This window comes from Psychrobacter sp. DM4 (genome assembly GCF_051307035.1).
In the GTDB taxonomy this organism is placed as follows: domain Bacteria; phylum Pseudomonadota; class Gammaproteobacteria; order Pseudomonadales; family Moraxellaceae; genus Psychrobacter.
Genome location: NZ_CP195536.1, coordinates 1,993,243 through 2,011,563 on the forward strand (window position 1 = coordinate 1,993,243; position 18,321 = coordinate 2,011,563).

Genomic DNA, 18,321 nt, shown 5'->3' on the forward strand with positions numbered 1-18,321 from the left:
CTAAAGAGTATTCATTATGATTAAAAATGGATTACCAGCTCCATACGTTATGCTCGTATTGGCGCCATTACTTTGGGCAACGAGCAACGTCACAGGCAAGCTTGGCAAAGGCTGGCTGACCCCGTATGAGATGACATTTTTTCGCTGGTTTATCGCGACCCTTATCTTGACGTTTTTTGCTCGCAGGCTGATTGAAAAAGATTGGGCGATGATCAAACAACATTTGCTATGGTTGTTTATCGTTGGTGGCGGCGGTTTTGCTTTATTTAATATTGTTCTATATAGCGCCTCTTCTTTGGGTCAGTTTAATGTGGGCGATGAGTTTGGCAGGACTGATCGTTGCGACGCCTTTTTATGGCTATGATTTGGCACAAAATGGCATCCACTTTCCTGATTGGCGCGGATGGCTGATGCTGCTCTATATTGCGGTATTTATCTCTAAGCTGTTTTATATGGAAAGCGTCATCCAGATCGGAGCAAATCGTGCGTCACTGGCTATGAGTCTGTTGCCTGTGTTTGGCACGGTGATGGGTGTGTTGTTTTTAAAAGATGAGATAATGACCATCAATCATATCATTGCGCTAGGATTGGTCATGGTAGGTATCGTAAGCTCAGAATATGGGGCCGCGCTAAGACGACAACCCCATAGGCAAATTGTAGCTACTAAGAATTAAGAGTGCTAAGACCTAGCTAAAATAGCGGATACTGATACTGATACTGATACTAAGATTGAGATTGAGACTGACTGGCTAAAAACTTACTCATGACTTTGTTCACAGCATCAGGTGCTTCTACTGTCGAGGTATGTCCTGAGCCTTTGATGACCGCAAGCTTGGAGCTTTTAATACCAAAGTGCATGCGCTCAGCTTTGCTATAAGGCGTTGCCACATCTTCGTCACCTACGATGATAAGTGTCGGTGTGGTGATGTGGCCGAGCTGATCAAGGATACCTTTACGTTCAATGACCCCTGTTGTTGCTTTGACCACGCCGCCTTTGCGGTTGGTTTGTAGTACGGATAACCATTCTTTACGAGCCGCTTTTTGCGTTTTATCGGCTAAAAAGGTCGCGCCGAACATAATAGGCATTACTTTTTTACTGACCCGTTTCATACCGAGTAAGCGGATTGCCATCAATAACTTTTTGTAGCCCGGTACATTTTCTAGATCCTCAGCATCAGCAGAGGTATCTATTAGCGTTAGCGTATTTAATAAATCAGGGCGCTTAATGGCAACGCGCTGACCGACAAAGCCGCCCATAGACAACCCAACATAGTGACAGCTATCGACATTTAGGGTGTTAAGTAGCTCGATCGCATCATCCGCTAACGTGTCCATATCGTAGCCGTCTTTGGTAATCTGCGACTTCCCTTGACCACGAAAGTCAAAAGCGATACAGCGATAGTCGTCTTTGAAATGCTCAACTTGGTTTTTAAACAAGCGCGTATTCCATAATAAACCGTGTGCAAATAGCATCACAGGTTTTTGCTGCTCATCGGGAGCGCTGTCTTCGTAATAAATGTCCGTATTATTGATCTTGATATGAGGCATAACGACTTCCTTGTGTAGTATGAATATTTAGGTATTGGCGTAAAGCTTTAGATAAGTGACCATCGATAAAATCAAAGCCCTAGCCAAAGAGTTATTTGTACTGCTTAGTGGCACGTTTTAGCATAAGTCACAAAGGGATGCTTTGATAGTAGTATTTTTGAATGAGAAGTTTTACCATCTATTTATTATGGCGCAAAAGTGTACAAAACCTGATTTTCTCATCGTCTCAAACTGCTATAGTATTCAATGATTGCGCACCCAACTTCACTTATTTTAAGGATATAACATGTCTCAAGCTCTCGTCGACTATCAAAGCGACAACCATATCGCCACCATCACTATGAATGATCCCAAAACCTTGAATGCTTTTAGTACGCCTCTAAAAAACGCCATTATGGAAGCACTTGATAAGGCTGATCAGGATGCCGATGTGAGAGTTATCGTGCTACAAGGTAGTGCTAATAACTTTTCTAGCGGTGGTCACATTGGTGAAATGCTTGAGAACGGTATGGAATCTGAGGCGCTAGTCGCTAAGCTTGATTTTATGCTACGAGAAGTCGCTGAAGTGAGTCTTAAACTACGCAATATTCACAAGCCTATTATCGCAAAACTAGAAGGCGCGGTTGCTGGCGCGGGTATGAATCTGGCATTGACTTGTGATTTTCGTATCGCTGCCGATAACGCAAAATTTGTACAAGCCTTTGTCAATATTGGCCTCATTCCAGATGCGGGCGGTATCTATTTATTAAACCAATTAATCGGCGCAGCTAAGACTACTGAACTGGTTATGCTCGGTGATAAGTTAAAGGCAGAAGATGTCGCTCGTCTGAACTTAGTCAATAAAGTCGTCAGCAAGGAAGAGCTCGATAATGAAGTGACTGTGCTTGCTACGCGCTTGAGTCAACTACCCGGCAAGGCGCTTGCCTCCATGAAGCATATGCTCAACGTCCATGCCTACTCTGGACTCAATGAAGCACTGGATATGGAAGTAGAGCAACAGAATTTGATGGCGGTCACCGATGACTTTAAAGAAGGTATAACCGCTTTTATGGAGAAGCGTAAACCCGTTTATCAGGGGAAGTAAGTTCTAAACCCAAAAGCCTTCTATTCTGATACAGAGTTCTCTACAACAGGCTTTTGGGGTTCTATAATCAAAAATCAAACGCTACGATTTAAACAATGTGCTTTGAGCCATGCATTTTAAACAATATGTTTTAACGGTGTTTTTAGCATTGTTTGAAATGACGTAATGGTATCAAGTCTACTTTGCTGGCGGACCCCATTGATTGGTTTCAAATTTGGTTTCGCTAGCCATAAACACTAGCAATATGATAGAGCCTATTAACGGCACAATGGATATCAAAAACCACCACCCTGAGCGACTAGTATCGTGAAGGCGACGTATAGAAACAGCAATGCCAGGTAAAAATAGACCAAGCGCGACTATGATATAAAATAGACCCGTTTCTGAGCTAAATATAATGGCATCGAGTACTATCGCTGCGATGATCAAGCCCATTTGCACTAAAAAGAAATACCAATACTCTTTACGACGGGCGCGACCAGAAAAATTAACGTAGTTTTTCAAGCCTTTTTTAAACCAATCAATAATCCCGTAGTTTGCTTCTGCAGCATGATTATTGACAGTATTCTGTGGTAAAGGTGGCGGCGTCGCTTTATCGAGCATATTTTTGCTTTCCATAAGTTTAAGTTTAGTGTTGATGTTTTCTAGCAGTGGAAGTACTAATCCAAATTAATGCACAACTTTGATTATAAGTACTCAATAAAAGTTTGCAAACTGTTATTTATGTTTTGTTCTATCTTAACGAAGAAACCCCGCATCATCACGATACGGGGTTTCTGTTTTTAGAGTATTAAAAAGCGTTTAAATCCAAATTAGCTCAATTGAGCAACATTAATCTTATCCGCCTCTTCCGTATAGTCTTCCATACGGTCAAAGTTCATGTACTGATACACCTCTTCACCCATGCTGTTTAACATACCAGCGTACTGCTGATATTCGTCGTTGGTTGGCAATTTACCGAGTACGGCAGCTACTGCGGCAAGCTCAGCTGACGCAAGATAAACGTTCGCACCTTGACCGAGACGGTTCGGGAAGTTACGAGTCGAGGTCGAAACGGCGGTAGAGTTCGGTGCGATACGTGCTTGGTTACCCATACATAGTGAACACCCTGGCATCTCAGTACGAGCGCCGGCTTGTGCGTAGATGTTATAGTAGCCCTCTTCCATCAACTGACGCGCATCCATCTTGGTCGGTGGTGCAATCCATAGACGAGTCTGCAAGCTACCTGCTGGTACGTCTTGCAGGAGTTTACCCGCAGCACGGAAATGACCAATGTTGGTCATACATGAACCGATAAATACTTCATCAATGGTATCACCTGCCACGTCAGCTAGCGTCTTAGCATCATCTGGATCGTTCGGGCAGCAAAGAATCGGCTCTTTAATCGTGCTCATATCGATAGTCATATCAATCGTGTATTCTGCGTCATCATCAGCACGCATCAGGCTTGGGTTCGCTAGCCACTCTTGCATTTGTTCAACACGGCGACTAATCGTACGCGCATCGCCATAACCCTCAGAGATCATCCACTTAAGTAGCGTGATGTTTGAGTTTAGGTACTCAGTCACTGACGCCTCTGACAAGGTAATGGTACAACCTGCAGCACTACGCTCAGCTGAAGCATCAGATAGCTCAAATGCTTGCTCAGCGGTTAAGTCTTCTAGACCTTCAATCTCAAGGATACGACCGTTGAACTCGTTGATCTTACCTTTCTTGTCAACTGTCAATAGACCATCTTTAATCGCTTGATAAGGAATCGCATGGACGAGATCACGTAGCGTAATACCAGGCTGACGCTCACCGACGAAACGAACACGGACAGACTCTGGCATATCAAGTGGCATCACACCAGTAGCCGCTGCGAATGCGACTAGACCAGAACCTGCTGGGAACGAGATACCCATAGGGAAACGAGTATGCGAGTCACCACCAGTACCAACGGTATCTGGAAGTAACATACGGTTAAGCCACGAGTGAATGATACCATCACCTGGACGTAAGCTCACGCCGCCGCGGTTCATGATAAAGTCAGGTAGGGTATGCTGAGTCTCAACGTCAACTGGCTTTGGATAAGCGGCAGTGTGACAGAATGACTGCATCACTAGATCCGCTTGAAAACCCAAACATGCCAAGTCTTTTAGCTCATCACGCGTCATCGGACCAGTGGTATCCTGAGAGCCAACCGTAGTCATCTTAGGCTCACAGTACATACCTGGACGTACGCCTGTCAGGCCACAAGCTTTACCAACCATTTTCTGGGCAAGCGTAAAGCCTTTACCAGTATCAGCTGGCTCTTCTGGCTTAGCAAAGATGTCTGAATGACCAAGACCCATGTACGCGCGGGCACGGTTAGTCAGACCACGACCAACGATCAATGGAATACGGCCGCCAGCACGAACTTCATCAAGCAAAGTAGGTGAGTTTAGTGAGAACGTTGATAATACTTCATCAGAGTCATGCTTGGTGATTTTGCCTTCGTACGGATAGATGTCAAAAACATCACCCATGTTTAGATTATCAACCGCTACTTTTTCGATTGGCAATGCGCCAGAATCTTCCATAGTGTTAAAGAAGATAGGAGCGATGTTGTTACCTAATACTAAACCGCCACCACGTTTGTTTGGCACGTTAGGAATATCTTCACCCATCAGCCACAGTACTGAGTTGGTCGCAGACTTACGGCTAGAACCCGTACCAACCACGTCACCAACATAAGCGAGTGGATGGCCTTTTTCTTTTAGCGCTTCGATCTGCTTCATTGGACCGACAACGCCCTCTTCGTCAGCATTGATGCCGTCGCGAGAGTTTTTGTGCATGGCTAGTGAATGCAATGGGATATCAGGACGGCTCCATGCGTCTTGCGCAGGTGATAAGTCATCCGTGTTGGTCTCGCCAGTTACTTTGAACGTCGTGTAAGTGGTTTTCTTTGGTACTTCAGCACGGTTCAAGAACCATTCTGCGTCAGCCCAAGACTGCACGACTTCTTTTGCAATGTCATTACCAGCTTCAGCTTTTTCAGTGACGTCATTGAATGCGTCAAATACCAGTAGCGTTTTTTTCAACGCTTCAGCAGCGTCTTGTGCAACATCGGCGTCATCTAGTGCAGCAACCAATGGCTGCACGTTGTAGCCGCCTTGCATAGTGCCTAAGATTTCAACCGCTTTTTTCTTGCTGACGAGCGGTGAAGTCGCTTCACCTTTCACGATAGCTGCCAGAAAAGCTGCTTTTACATAAGCGGCTTGGTCAACACCCGCTGGAATGCGGTTCTCTAGCAAGTTCATTAGGAACTCATCTTCGCCTGCAGGTGGGTTTTTGAGCACTTCAACCAACTCAGCTACTTGTTTTTCGCTGAGTGGTAGTGGCACTGTTCCTAGCTCAGCACGTTCTGCGACATGTTTGCGATAAGCTTCTAACATATAGGATTTCCTCGTCGGTCGATAGTCAGCACATCGCGTGGGTAGTCAGTATGACTGCCTGCATTGATGCGCTATTTTGAATAACTGTATATGTGAACGAATGTAGTACTGAATAGTAAGCGGATTAATTATCCCTGCTAATATAGCCTAAAATGACCAAAATGTTAATGGCTCGGCTAAGAAAAGACTTCATAATATAGCGATATTGAATATTTATTAAAAAAATGGTCTCATAAATTAGCGAATTAAACGCCCTATCCTCACCTGCTAAACTTGTTATCCATTGCTAAAGTCACTATCACCAGTTTGCTATACTACTTAATCCATTTAAAATATCTGCCGTCCAAAAATTTAAAACGAATTAACCACCTTAAAATTGAAACAGGGTAAATCATGAAAAACGATAATTACAATAAAGGTCTCAAAGTACGCACCGAAGTCATGGGCAAAGATCACGTCAAACGTTCTCTTGATGCAGCGACCGCCTTTACCCAGCCATTACAAGACTGGATTATTGAACACGCTTGGGGCAGTACCTGGCAAGACGATTCTGTACTACCGCGTAAGTACCGCTCTTTGGTCACGATCGGTTTTCTCATCGCTCAAAAGAGCCCGACCGAGCTAAAAGGACACATACGCGGTGCCATCAATAATGGGGCTAGTGTCGCTGAGATTCGAGAAGTCCTCATGCATAGCCTTCCCTATTGCGGCGCACCTGCTACTCAAGAAGCCTTCCGTGCCGCTATCGAGGTATTTGATGAATTGGATATTGATATAGTTAGTATGGACAAAGATAAGCTCTAGTAGTCCGATAGCATCGTTGCGATGAAGGTTGAATAATAAAATTCAAGCTCAATATCTGCTATAATAAGTGCACTTATAAAGCATGCCGATAATTCCATAAACCCTTATTCTATCAAGGGTTAAGAGATCATTGATTATGACAAATGCCGTCCAAAGTTATATTCCTGCCGCCAAAGCAAAACCTAAAAAAGCCATTCAAGGCGAAAAATTACGTGGTTACGATAAAGTCGCTCGTATCCCAATTAAAGTGATTCCAACCACCACTGCCAAGAAAAAACCAGATTGGATTCGGGTTAAGATGTCATCGCCTGCGGAAGTTGCGCGTATTAAAGCGACCCTACGTGAGCAAAAGCTCTATACCGTTTGCGAAGAAGCTGCCTGTCCCAATCTACCGCAGTGCTTTGCCGATGGTACGGCCACCTTTATGATTATGGGTGATATCTGTACCCGTCGTTGCCCGTTCTGCGACGTTGGTCATGGTCGTCCAAATGAGCTAGACGCTGATGAGCCGCGCCATACTGCCGAGACCATTTTGGGTTTAGGGCTAAAATATGCGGTCATTACCTCTGTTGATCGTGATGACCTCAAAGATGGAGGCGCGAATCATTTTGTTGAAGTCCTTGACGAGTCACGTGCGCTAAGTCCGAACTGCTTAATTGAGATTCTGGTGCCAGATTTCCGTGGTCGCATGGAAGTCGCTTTAGATTTGTTAACGGAAACTGCGCCAGATGTCTTTAATCACAACATTGAAACCGTACCACGTCTATACAAAGCCTTTCGTCCGGGTTCTGACTATCAGCATTCGCTAGACTTGCTCAAGATATACAAAGAACGTCGTCCTGATATCGCTACTAAGTGCGGCTTTATGGTCGGCCTAGGTGAGACCGAAGAAGAGATTTATACGCTGCTTGATGATCTAAAAGCGCATAACGTCGATATGATTACCGTCGGTCAATACTTACAACCCAGCAAAAACCACGCGCCCGTTGATCGTTACGTACATCCAGACGAGTTTCAGCGCTATATGGACTACGGCAAAAAGATTGGCTTTTTTAACATTTGGGCAGGACCTATGGTACGCTCAAGCTATTTTGCCGATCGTCAATACTATGGTGAGGAGTGCCCAGCACCGATTCGTAGCAAAAAAGCCCTTGAGGCGGAAGGTAAGCTTGGGTGCTAATGAATAATCAAGTAAGCTGATTATAAAAAAGAGATCTATTAAGGTCTCTTTTTTATGTGCACTACTCAAAGCATCTACACTCACAGACTATAATAGTGCTATATTTTGAAACGATAAATAATGCTTTCGTCAAAAAAGGATCGACTTATGAGCACTGAATTCACGTCGCAAGAAGGCTCTTGCTCTTGCTATAGCAATACTTACACGATAAATAACGCCCCTGTTGGTCGCTTTATCTGCCACTGTACTATCTGTCAAGAATACACGGGTCAAAACTACAATGATGTGACCATTCTACTCAAGTCTGATGTCAGTGAATTAGATATTGCTAAAACGCGTTTTCAACGCTGGAAACTACCGCCCAACATCAGCCGTGGACTTTGCAAACGCTGCAACAAACCTAGCATAGAGATGGCTATGGGCGGCACTCTTATGTTAGTACCGACGGACAATTATCCTGATATCAATGCGTTACCAAAGCCAAGTATGCACATATTTTATGATAGCAGAGTAGAAGATATAGAAGATGATTTGCCAAAGTATAAAGGCTTTGTACAAAGTCAGGCGATGGTCGTCAAAGCATTGGCTCAGGGTATGTTTAAGAGAGTGGCTAAGCGTTAGCGTTTAGGTTTAGAGCTCAAAATCTGTTAAACCCGAAATGTAGTATTGGCAGTCCTAATATTAAACGTTTAATAGATCCTAGAAACTCCCAATAAAAACAATAAGCTAAAAACGCAAAAAGGGTGAATAACAAACTCTTGTTATTCACCCTTTTTTATTACTTTAATATATTTTAAAGTCTTTAAATTCAACGCTTTAAACAGTTAAGGTTGGCGTTGGCTTATCCGCTGTTTTTATATTAAATATAGCCACGATTAATACTATTAATCCGCCTATTAACCCTGTTGTCAGCTCAGGATAAATCAGTAGCAACGCGCCAATGGTCAGTATGCCACGAGTTAGTGGGTTCATAGCACCTTTGAAATAACCCTCCAGCGCCGCACTAAGTGCAATGACGCCCGTCACTGACGTCAATACGACAGTCATTATGTCAAAAATAGGCGGTAGCGGGAAATCTTTTGCCGTGACCGCTAGACCTGTTGGATCTATCATCAGCATAGTAGGGCTATAAATAAACATAAACGGCACGATGAATCCGGCGAGTGCTAACTTTAACGATAAGAATCCTGTCTTCATCGGATCGCCGCCCGATATACCAGCGCCAGCAAAGGCTGCCAGACATACAGGCGGGGTAATATTAGCAAAAATACCAAAATAAAAGACGAACATATGCGCTGATAAAATTGGAATATCAAAACCTGCTAGAGCTGGTGCTGCCATCGTTGCCGTTATAATGTAAGCAGGAATAGACGGTAGACCCATGCCCAATACCATAGAGGCAAGCATCGTCAAAATAAGGGTTAGAAATAGTGACCCTGCTCCTAGCGTAACGATTGATGAGGTCATCACCGTACCAAAGCTAGTTAAGCTCACAACTCCAATGATAATACCTACCACCGCACAAGCTGCCATCACTGCCAATGACTGGCGAGCACCATCTTCTAAAGCCGCCATAATGTCAGAAACCCCCATTCTAGTCTCTTTGCGTAGCATACTGATCACAACTGTGAAACCAATAGTGTAGGCTGCGGCATAGCCTACCGGTACGCTTCTAATTAATAAAAATATCAAAAACACAATCGGTAATAGCATATGACCGCGCGCTTTTAGCACCTCTTTGACCTGCGGTAAGCTCTCTTTAGCCATACCTTTTAGGTCGCGACGTCCAGCCCGAAAATGCACTTGGGCAATGACACCTAGATAATAAAGTACTGCTGGTAGTAATGCTGCCAACGCAATCGTGCTATACGGCAACCCTGTCGTCTCTGCCATGATAAACGCACTCGCACCCATAATCGGTGGCAATATCTGTCCGCCCACAGAAGCACTCGCCTCCACTGCACCTGCGAAATCTTTGTGATAACCGACCTTTTTCATTAATGGAATAGTAAAGGCACCAGTACTGACCACGTTAGATAAAGCAGAGCCATTGATACTGCCCATAAAGCCACTTGAGATGACCGCAACCTTGGCAGGTCCGCCTTTTTTATCACCGGCTAGCGCAAGTGCCAAGTCATTAAATAACTGCCCCATTCCCGAACGTGCTAAAAATGCGCCAAATAAAATAAACAAGAAAATAAAGGTGACCGACGCGCCAATCGCAACAGAATACAGACCTTCGGTTTTTAGAAATAATTGGCCAAAAATATCGCCCATATCATAGGGACGCGTGAGTAGTCGATCAGGCATAAAATCCAAATGGCTGACAAATGGATAAGCCAAGAATATCCCTGCCAATATAGGCAAAATCCAACCCGTAATACGCCGACTGCCTTCTAGCACACAGACCACCGTAATCAATGAAAATATGACATCGACCTGATTTGCCATACCGCCACGCGAGGTCACAATATCTTGATATTCATAGATTAGATAGCCCATACCAGATAAAGATAGAGCAAACCAAATCCAGTCATACCACGCTACTCGCTTACGACTGCTCTTTTTACTGGCAGGGAAAATCAGAAATATTAAGGCAAAACCAACACCCACGTGTACAGAACGCTGCAATAATGCTGGCATCGGGTTAAAGGTGATGTACAAGTGAAAAAGGGAATAGAGTATACAAATACCCGCAATAAAATACTTTACTGGGCCTTGAGTAATATGACGGGTGATTGACTCTCGATCATATTTTTCTAATATCGCTTGATTATGAGCTTGTGCTTCAAGTTCATCGTCTGTATTGGTGGTAGCATGAGTATTGGAGTGTGTAGGCAGATCAGTATGGTTTGCTGACATCGTTGTCACATTATCGCGATCCATCACTTGAGCGTTCATGACAAAAGTCCTTTTTCAATCTATCAATTAAATGATACGCCTTAGGCGTAATAGTTACTTCAGAATAATCTGGCGCCCATTTATGAATCAAAAGTCGATAGTCAGCATAATCAAGCTCACCTTTGGTCAGTCTGGACACTACCCAATTAAGGCTAGGCAGTTTTTCATTGATCTGATAACCCAGATAACCAGGTTTTTGTATGGGCGCTAGTGCTTCAGTAGAAGGCGTACCCGCGCCAAACGCTTGAAAATAGGTGGTTGTAAGTAGTAGTCCATCGTTTTTACGTTGGTATTGTTCTTCCCACCACTGTTTTTCTACAGAATGAATCCAGCGCAACTGAAAATTGGGTTCAGTAAAATAACAAACTTTTCCATCGACTTGTACTTCGATAACAGACTGACGTGATAAGCTTGCCCATAGCGCAAAACAAACTAGCGCAGCCATTAGTGCCGCGCTAGTGAATAACCATAATCGTTTATTTGGCAGCTTGCTCATCATAGTACTTTTTGGCGCCAGGATGGATTGGGGCGACCATACCATCGAGAGCGGTTTCTAAACTGATATCATTGGCCGCTTGGTGAGCTGTCTTTAGACCGTCTAAATTATCAAACAGCGCTTTGGTTAATTTATAACCATCATCTTCAGACAAATCAGAGCTAACCAACAATGCATTCATGATTGCCGCCGTTGGAATAGCGGATTCATTACCATAAGTACCAACAGGAATCTCAAAGGTCTTAAAGTAAGGCTTGCTTGCGATAATTTCTTTTAGCTTGTCTTGGTTGATAGTGATAATCTGTAAATCTAAGCCCTGCTCTAGCTCCATCAAAGACGAGTTTGGTAAACCACTACTAAAGAATGCTGCTTCGATTTTACCCGCTTTCATACCATCAGCCGCTTCAGCAAAGCCTAGATAGTCGACAGTAACGTCATCATAGGTGATACCAAACCCTTCTAACAAAGTTCGAGCATTTACTTCTGTGCCAGAACCTTGATCACCGACAGCAATACGCTTGCCTCTTAAATCTTCAATGTTTTTGATGCCAGATTTTTTTGACGTCACAATTTGTACCACGTTAGGGTACAGAACAGCAATCTGTTGAATATTGGTGATTGGCTGATCAAAGTTGTTTTTGCCTTCAACTGCGTCCGTGACCACGTCGCTGAGCGCCAATACCATGTCCACTTTACCTTGTGTCAATAGATTGACGTTTTCAACTGATGCGCCTGTAGTTTGTGTCTTTGAGTTGACGCCAAAAGTTTTGACATAGACCTCAGACAATGACGTGCCAATGATGTTATAGGGGCCGGACGCACCGCCAGTCGCAATAGTCAAAAACTTGGTATCAAGTTTGTCGACTGAAGCAGTGTCAGCTGTAGTAGAAGTATCGCTACTCTCCGAGCTCGGAGATGAACACGCCGTCAGGCCTAACGTGATGCTTAGCATTACTGATAAAAGTAAAGGGGATTTTATAGAATTGAGCATTGAGTTCATCCTTGAAGTAATCGATTTAATACCTTTAACGACATTAATATATAGACATTAATCCGTTATAGCTAAGTAATGATATAGCAATTTTTATCACAAATAAACTAAAGTCTGTTTTCTATTTTCCTTGCATTACCCTCATAACCTAATTGATGACACACCCTAGTTCCGTCACAATTTCCTTGGAAACAACTAATACTAAGGTATCAAATAACTGGATTGTATTTTTATTACTCCTTCAATTCTGCTATATTTCGACTAAAATTTAACTCGTAGTGCTGTATCTAAAACATATGCTACTTAAACCAACAAACACAATATCACCTGAACCAGCACCTTTGCTTTTTGTGATCAAATTTGGATAAACCTTATGACAACATCTACAATAGAAGCATCAGAATCTTTGTCTGCCGACATTGCTATCATCGGTGGTAGCGGTCTATATCAGATGGCCGACTTGACCAACAAGCGCAGCATCAGCATCGCAACGCCTTATGGTAAGCCCTCTGACGGTATTGTATTGGGTGAATTGAATGGTGTGACCGTAGCTTTTCTAGCTCGTCATGGTCAAGAGCATAGACTCACCCCTTCTACTGTGCCTTATCGCGCCAATATTTATGCGCTTAAAACATTAGGGGTGCGCTATATTGTTTCCGTATCAGCAGTAGGTTCATTACAAAAAGAGCTCAAGCCATTGGATATGGTCGTACCCGATCAGATGATCGATATGACCAAACAGCGCTCAAGTAGCTTTTTTGGTAAAGGTGCCGTCGCTCATGTATCGATGGCTGATCCAATATGTCCTGCGGTTGCTGATATCTTAACGCGTGCTTATACTCAAGCCAATATCAATGAGGGACAATGTCATCCTAAAGCGACTTACGTCTGTATCGAAGGCCCGCAGTTCTCTACTCGCGCTGAATCGCAGTGGTATCGTCAAATGAATGCCGATATCATCGGCATGACCAATATGCCAGAAGCGAAGCTCGCCCGCGAAGCGAGCATTGCTTATGCAACATTAGCATTGGTGACAGACTTTGATAGTTGGCATCCAACGGAAGAAGACGTTAGCGCTGATTATGCGATTCAAAACCTCATGAAAAACGCCGATAACGCGCAACAAGTGATTAAACAAGCCGTTGCTCTGATCGCTGCCGAGCAGCCTAAATCGATCGCGCATAATGCTCTAGCTCAATCATTAGTCACGCCTATCGAAGCAATGAGCGTTGAAGTTAAGGCTAAACTTGGTGCTTTACTGCCTGAGTAATCATCTATGACCCCTTAGCCAACCCTAATTTTGCATAAAAAAAGCCATCACAATATGTGATGGCTTTTTGCTGTTTTGCCTAATTAATGATCGCTAACAACAACCGCCTGAACTGCTAGAGGTATTTGTAGTAGCGACCATCGGCGCAACCTCTACTAGTTGATTGCCTTGCGACTGACCAAACGGTATCGAATCACCGCAACCAGCAAAGATGCCATAATGCTGGCTGTTATCGCCAATAAATTCAAAGTGCGGCGCAAAACGAGACTCTTTGAGCATTTGATAAGTATTCGCGCAGACCGAAAACACCCGACCCGTCTCGATACTATGATGCTTATCAAGATCAAAGCGATGAGGTAGCTGATCAATACTGCCTTTGTAAATCACGGCTTGTCCATAATCTTCACAAGCATCTTCTATTGACTCGCTCTTAAAGAGACGATAAGTGGCAGAAAAGAACTTGATCTCGCCAATTTTTGCTGCCAGTAAAGGATCAGTAATCTCAAGCGGACGATCTTCGACAAGTCTTGGATCTAAAAATTTGGCATCACGTGATAAGCGCTCAAAATCTTTCCAATAAAGTGCGCCGCTTAAACACTCCCCATACAACACAGGATCTTCAACTAAGTGCTGAGGGATGCGGCGATCTGAATATACATCAGAAAAATAAAACTCACCACCAGGCTTTAGCAGACGCTGTACGCTAGCCATTACCGCAGCTTTGTCAGTCGATAAATTGATAACGCAGTTTGAGACGATTATATCGAAGCTATTATCTTCTAGATCAAGCTCATCTAACGTTTCAAGATAGCCTTTTATAAAGGTGACGTTTTCGTAGCCAAATTTATCGCTATGATAGTCCTGATGCTCCTTTGCAATAGCTAATTGCTCATCAGTCATATCTATACCAACGACATGACCACTGCTTCCTACGAGCTGCGCTAAGGCGTAAACATCACGACCAGAGCCACTGCCTAAATCTAGTATACGGCAGCCCTCTAGTAGTGCTGGGCAGACAAGCCCGCAACCATAATAACGACTCAACACATCGTCATGAATATTAGCCAATAGCGGTTTGAGCCAATTAGGCATGTTGCTGACATCACAGCACGCTGAGGTTTTTAGATCAGCTGTACTCTGTAGCTGTTTACCGTAATAATCTTGTACTACATCTTGCATGATTTTTTTCCTTCAAAGGTAATAGTTGTAGAGATAGAGACATCTCTAATTTATCAATCAGTTATCGTATAATCGGCTAGCCAGTCAGTAGGCAAATACTGTAGATCACTGGGCTCATCGATATCATGCAAGGTCTCAAGTATACGCAATGACCAGTCTAATTCCACTAATCGCTGTTGGGTGACTGCGGCAACGTTACTGATGCTCCAAGTCATATCTGAGAACAGGCGCTCGTGAGTTTGCTTGAAGCCTAAAAGCACATAGCCACCGTCTGAAGCTGGAATCATCACACTATCACAGCTATCTAGTTGCTGCGCGGCACTTTGAATAACTGTCGTTGACAGACTAGGGCAATCTGTCCCTATTAGTAACACCTTTTCAAATTTTGTCAAAGCTTGCGCACTAGCTGTGAGCATACGAGTACCTAAGTCGCCATTGGCTTGTACTGACCACAGCAGTGACCTAGGTAAATCTAGCGTCTGCCAGCACGGGTCATTTGGCGCCGGACTCACACATAACTCGACGGCAAGCCCAGTTGCTACTGCTTGCTCTATACTATGTAGCAATAGTTTACGCGCCATACGCGCAGAACCTGCGATACCAAGGGCGGGTTGCAGGCGAGTTTTGGCCATGCCTTCGGCAGGGAATTTGGCAAAGACAATAAGGCAGGTTGGTTGTTTTTGATTCATGATAAGCATATTTTCTTTTATTGGTAATAGCGCTTTTTGATATTATCAGCAGATACGCCGCGCCAATAATCAAAACGCAGCTGCCACATTAGAGCAATCGTGCGCCAAGTGCCATGCTGTCGCCAGCGCCGCGCCGAGGTGGTAACTTTACTCTTCAAACAAGCAGGTTTGCCGATGGATTTTAAGCGTTTACTTACTTCAATATCTTCCATTAATGCTTGATTGGGATAACCGTTTATTTCTTCAAAGACTTTACGTTTAATAAAAATAGCTTGGTCACCAGTGGCAATACTACTCAATCGTGAGCGCAAATTTATCATTTGGCCAACTAGCTTGAGCGTCCAATCAGGGCTATCTAGGCGCACATCAAAACGACCCCACTTAGCGCCTTGATACATTACCCTAGCAATATCTAATATCGACGCAGTTGGTAATATCGTATCGGCATGCAAGAACAGCAGTACATCGCCAGTAGCGAGCGCGGCGCCCTCGTTCATTTGCGTCGCGCGTCCTGCTTTTGACTCAACCACTTGCCAATCTGTAGCCGATTGACTATCAATAGTCAGACTTTTTATCATTTGCTTAGCGAGTGCCAAAGAATTATCGTTTGAGCTACCATCGACCATGATAACTTCTTTCGGCGCTGGGTTGAGTCCATTAATATGAGCAAACAAATGAGGCAGATTATCTGCCTCATTGAGTATGGGAATAATAATAGAAACCGTAACAATGGCGGTCATATTTGCTAGCACTCACCTTTTTACTTTTTATTCAAATTCCAATTATAGTTGGTGTAGCTAATCTTGGTTTTGCCTGCTTTTAGATCCGCAGTTTGTGATTTATTGAGACCTAAAGATGAATTGTAGCGAGCTAAGAACCCTTCTAAATCACCGGTACCGCGCCAGTTGCTCTCAAAATCTTCTTTGTACCATTTAAAAATAGGCGAGACCTCAAGCGTACTCCCTTTAAGACGGTTACGGCTACTATCCGCTAGGAACTTACTGGTTACTTGCTCTAACTGCTTATCCAATTTGCTAGCAGTAAAAGCGTCGTTCAAGAGTGCAGGACAGCCGATGCTCGCGCAATTAACCGCAAAATGAATTCGCGGTTCGTTATAACGCTTAGAGCCACGAATGAGATTGTGTTCAATATCGTCAAGCGAACGCGTTTTTCCTAACAAAGGAATGAAATCTTGCTTCCACGGCGAGCCAAATATGCCACCGATATCCTTGATTGACTTGATACTAGGGTATTTGGTCAAAACCAACTCTACGGTGCCTGCGTTATAGACGTTAATCAAAAATGCCAACTGCTCGTCTTTACTCCAACGATTGAATTCAGATTGACTGACTTTGCTCGTCGCTGCCATGTAGCTATCAAGTTTGCTTTTATCAGCTTTCATACCGTTGTAATTGACGACAGAGGCTTTACCACCATTGGTCATCGTCACGTTTTTATTTAGCAAACTATCCCAGCTACTATGATTAAAATCGGCATAAGCGGCGCTTGATAGCATGAGCGTGGCAGCGATAAAGGTTTTAGTCATTGAGATATTTGACAGTGGTACTTTATTATTAAACATAAGATAAGCTCCGTTGATGCTAATGATAATATTGGTTTTATGAATAAGAGTGCCTAGAACCTGCTCTAAACCACTTTTACCTTTTCTTCTTCTAAAGCACCGCCACAACTACTGCCTTGTCCTGCCGTACAACCATAACAATGGTCGCCAATAGCAATATCGTCGCCAGTAGGGTTTTGGGTAAGTAGATTGCGTAGATGTCTTCGCGATCTGTTGGGTACAGGCATCTCTAACTGTTGATTAAAATCGCAATCAAATAACTCACCAAGCCAGTTGACACTAATCGTCGAGCGGCACATCACATCGGTTAAATTGTGAGCGTCATAGTTGTCTTTTAGCAGATTCATATAGGGATGAAATTCGTTTTTGGCGAGTAGCACTGCGCCAAAGCGCTGAATAGGCATATTGGTCAAGGCAAACAATTGATTAAACTCGATATCGAAGTGCTCTTTTAACTCGCGCTTATAGTCCGCCTCTAGTAATTGCTGGTTGGGCGGCAAAGAGGCGCCCTGTGGGTTATAAACAAGATTCAATGTCAACCCTGTATCTGCCCTTCCAAACCCAAATGCGTTGAGCTTATGCAGTCCCAAGATACTATCGTCAAATGCGCCTTTGCCGCGCTGTTTGTCGACGTTCTCAAGCGAGTAACAAGGCAGTGAGGCGACTACTTCGACCTCATTATCTGCCAAAAACTGTGCCATATCCTCATAACCCTCTTCCATCAAGATCGTTAAATTGCAACGATCAATGACTTTAACCCCTAGTGCGCGAGCTTCTTTTACTAAGTATTTAAAATCGTCATGCATCTCAGGAGCACCGCCTGTGAGATCAAGCGTGTCCATATCTTGCGCTTGTAATACGTCTACTATCAGCTCAACTAACTCACGCGACATCATCTCAGTCCGATAAGGACTGGCAGCCACATGACAATGGACACAAGACATGTTGCACAGATAGCCCATATTCACCTGTAGTGTTGTCAGCTCACGTCGCTTGATCGCTGGGAAGTCTGTATGTTCAAGCAGCTCAATAGTAGATTTCATAAGGTATGGCCTTTATGTGATGGCAGTTTTGATTGATCAAACATTCCAATTGTAAAATATAGCGTTTTTATTCTTGATTAATTTGCTCGCCTGCAATAGTAGAGTATCTTAAAACTATAGAGATAAGTAGCATTTTTG

General features: G+C 43.6%; 18 protein-coding genes. 7 read left to right on the forward strand and 11 right to left on the reverse strand.

What is annotated here, in order from left to right; genetic code table 11:
- Nucleotides 1-16: 16 nt before the first annotated feature.
- Nucleotides 17-364 carry an EamA family transporter gene (locus tag ACR64G_RS08420; RefSeq protein ID WP_435978858.1) on the forward strand — a complete coding sequence of 116 codons (348 nt, stop codon included), beginning with the start codon at nt 17-19 and terminating at the stop codon, nt 362-364.
- Entirely contained in the window at nt 309-674 is a 366-nt protein-coding gene (locus ACR64G_RS08425; protein WP_435978859.1) for an EamA family transporter, read from the forward strand. Before ACR64G_RS08420 ends, ACR64G_RS08425 begins: the two co-directional genes overlap by 56 nt.
- 49 nt (nt 675-723) lie before the next feature.
- On the opposite strand, the gene ACR64G_RS08430 is transcribed toward ACR64G_RS08425, so the two are convergent.
- Entirely contained in the window at nt 724-1,548 is an 825-nt protein-coding gene (locus ACR64G_RS08430) for an alpha/beta fold hydrolase (protein ID WP_435978860.1), read from the reverse strand.
- A 286-nt stretch (nt 1,549-1,834) separates the two neighbouring features.
- On the opposite strand from ACR64G_RS08430, the gene ACR64G_RS08435 reads away from it, so the two are divergent.
- Complete coding sequence (locus ACR64G_RS08435) at nt 1,835-2,632, forward strand: enoyl-CoA hydratase/isomerase family protein (RefSeq protein WP_435978861.1); 798 nt, start codon at nt 1,835-1,837, stop codon at nt 2,630-2,632.
- Between the two features lie 177 nt (nt 2,633-2,809).
- On the opposite strand, the gene ACR64G_RS08440 is transcribed toward ACR64G_RS08435, so the two are convergent.
- Both ACR64G_RS08440 and acnB read right to left on the reverse strand, forming a co-directional pair.
- Nucleotides 2,810-3,250, reverse strand: a complete 441-nt coding sequence (locus ACR64G_RS08440) for a DUF805 domain-containing protein (RefSeq protein WP_435978862.1) — start codon at nt 3,248-3,250, stop codon at nt 2,810-2,812.
- Nucleotides 3,251-3,444: 194 nt separating this feature from the next.
- Complete coding sequence (gene acnB / locus ACR64G_RS08445) at nt 3,445-6,048, reverse strand: bifunctional aconitate hydratase 2/2-methylisocitrate dehydratase (RefSeq protein WP_435978863.1); 2,604 nt, start codon at nt 6,046-6,048, stop codon at nt 3,445-3,447.
- A 393-nt stretch (nt 6,049-6,441) separates the two neighbouring features.
- On the opposite strand from acnB, the gene ACR64G_RS08450 reads away from it, so the two are divergent.
- The 3 genes from ACR64G_RS08450 (at nt 6,442) to ACR64G_RS08460 (ending at nt 8,653) form a co-directional block, all read left to right on the forward strand.
- Nucleotides 6,442-6,852, forward strand: coding sequence for a carboxymuconolactone decarboxylase family protein (locus ACR64G_RS08450; protein ID WP_435978864.1), 411 nt, complete (start codon nt 6,442-6,444; stop codon nt 6,850-6,852).
- A 136-nt stretch (nt 6,853-6,988) separates the two neighbouring features.
- Nucleotides 6,989-8,032 (forward strand): lipoyl synthase, encoded by a 1,044-nt coding sequence (lipA, locus tag ACR64G_RS08455; RefSeq protein ID WP_435978865.1) that lies wholly within the window; start codon nt 6,989-6,991, stop codon nt 8,030-8,032.
- A gap of 147 nt (nt 8,033-8,179) precedes the next feature.
- A complete protein-coding gene (locus tag ACR64G_RS08460; protein ID WP_435978866.1) occupies nt 8,180-8,653 on the forward strand; it encodes a GFA family protein in 474 nt (157 codons plus the stop codon).
- 195 nt (nt 8,654-8,848) lie between these two features.
- Here the strand turns inward: ACR64G_RS08460 and ACR64G_RS08465 are convergent, their stop codons facing one another.
- From ACR64G_RS08465 to ACR64G_RS08475, 3 genes are read right to left on the reverse strand one after another with little or no spacing between them, the layout of a single operon-like run.
- The gene (locus ACR64G_RS08465) at nt 8,849-10,933 is read right to left on the reverse strand and encodes a TRAP transporter permease (protein ID WP_435978867.1); all 2,085 of its coding nucleotides are present in this window, start codon (nt 10,931-10,933) and stop codon (nt 8,849-8,851) included.
- Complete coding sequence (locus ACR64G_RS08470) at nt 10,905-11,378, reverse strand: DUF1850 domain-containing protein (protein ID WP_435978868.1); 474 nt, start codon at nt 11,376-11,378, stop codon at nt 10,905-10,907. The genes ACR64G_RS08465 and ACR64G_RS08470 overlap by 29 nt, the downstream gene beginning before the upstream one ends.
- A gap of 31 nt (nt 11,379-11,409) precedes the next feature.
- Nucleotides 11,410-12,420 (reverse strand): TAXI family TRAP transporter solute-binding subunit, encoded by a 1,011-nt coding sequence (locus tag ACR64G_RS08475; protein ID WP_435978869.1) that lies wholly within the window; start codon nt 12,418-12,420, stop codon nt 11,410-11,412.
- Nucleotides 12,421-12,793: 373 nt separating this feature from the next.
- On the opposite strand from ACR64G_RS08475, the gene mtnP reads away from it, so the two are divergent.
- A complete protein-coding gene (gene mtnP, locus ACR64G_RS08480) occupies nt 12,794-13,690 on the forward strand; it encodes an S-methyl-5'-thioadenosine phosphorylase (RefSeq protein WP_435978870.1) in 897 nt (298 codons plus the stop codon).
- A 93-nt stretch (nt 13,691-13,783) separates the two neighbouring features.
- Here mtnP and ACR64G_RS08485 read toward each other — a convergent pair whose 3' ends face one another.
- From ACR64G_RS08485 to arsS, 5 genes are all read right to left on the reverse strand, one after another.
- Nucleotides 13,784-14,869 (reverse strand): methyltransferase domain-containing protein, encoded by a 1,086-nt coding sequence (locus tag ACR64G_RS08485; protein ID WP_435978871.1) that lies wholly within the window; start codon nt 14,867-14,869, stop codon nt 13,784-13,786.
- Nucleotides 14,870-14,922: 53 nt separating this feature from the next.
- The gene (locus ACR64G_RS08490) at nt 14,923-15,558 is read right to left on the reverse strand and encodes a TIGR04282 family arsenosugar biosynthesis glycosyltransferase (RefSeq protein ID WP_435978872.1); all 636 of its coding nucleotides are present in this window, start codon (nt 15,556-15,558) and stop codon (nt 14,923-14,925) included.
- Between the two features lie 17 nt (nt 15,559-15,575).
- The gene (locus ACR64G_RS08495; protein ID WP_435978873.1) at nt 15,576-16,298 is read right to left on the reverse strand and encodes a TIGR04283 family arsenosugar biosynthesis glycosyltransferase; all 723 of its coding nucleotides are present in this window, start codon (nt 16,296-16,298) and stop codon (nt 15,576-15,578) included.
- A 20-nt stretch (nt 16,299-16,318) separates the two neighbouring features.
- Nucleotides 16,319-17,140, reverse strand: coding sequence for a DUF547 domain-containing protein (locus ACR64G_RS08500; RefSeq protein WP_435978874.1), 822 nt, complete (start codon nt 17,138-17,140; stop codon nt 16,319-16,321).
- A 65-nt stretch (nt 17,141-17,205) separates the two neighbouring features.
- Nucleotides 17,206-18,183 (reverse strand): arsenosugar biosynthesis radical SAM (seleno)protein ArsS, encoded by a 978-nt coding sequence (gene arsS / locus ACR64G_RS08505; protein WP_435978875.1) that lies wholly within the window; start codon nt 18,181-18,183, stop codon nt 17,206-17,208.
- Between the last annotated feature and the right edge of the window lie 138 nt (nt 18,184-18,321).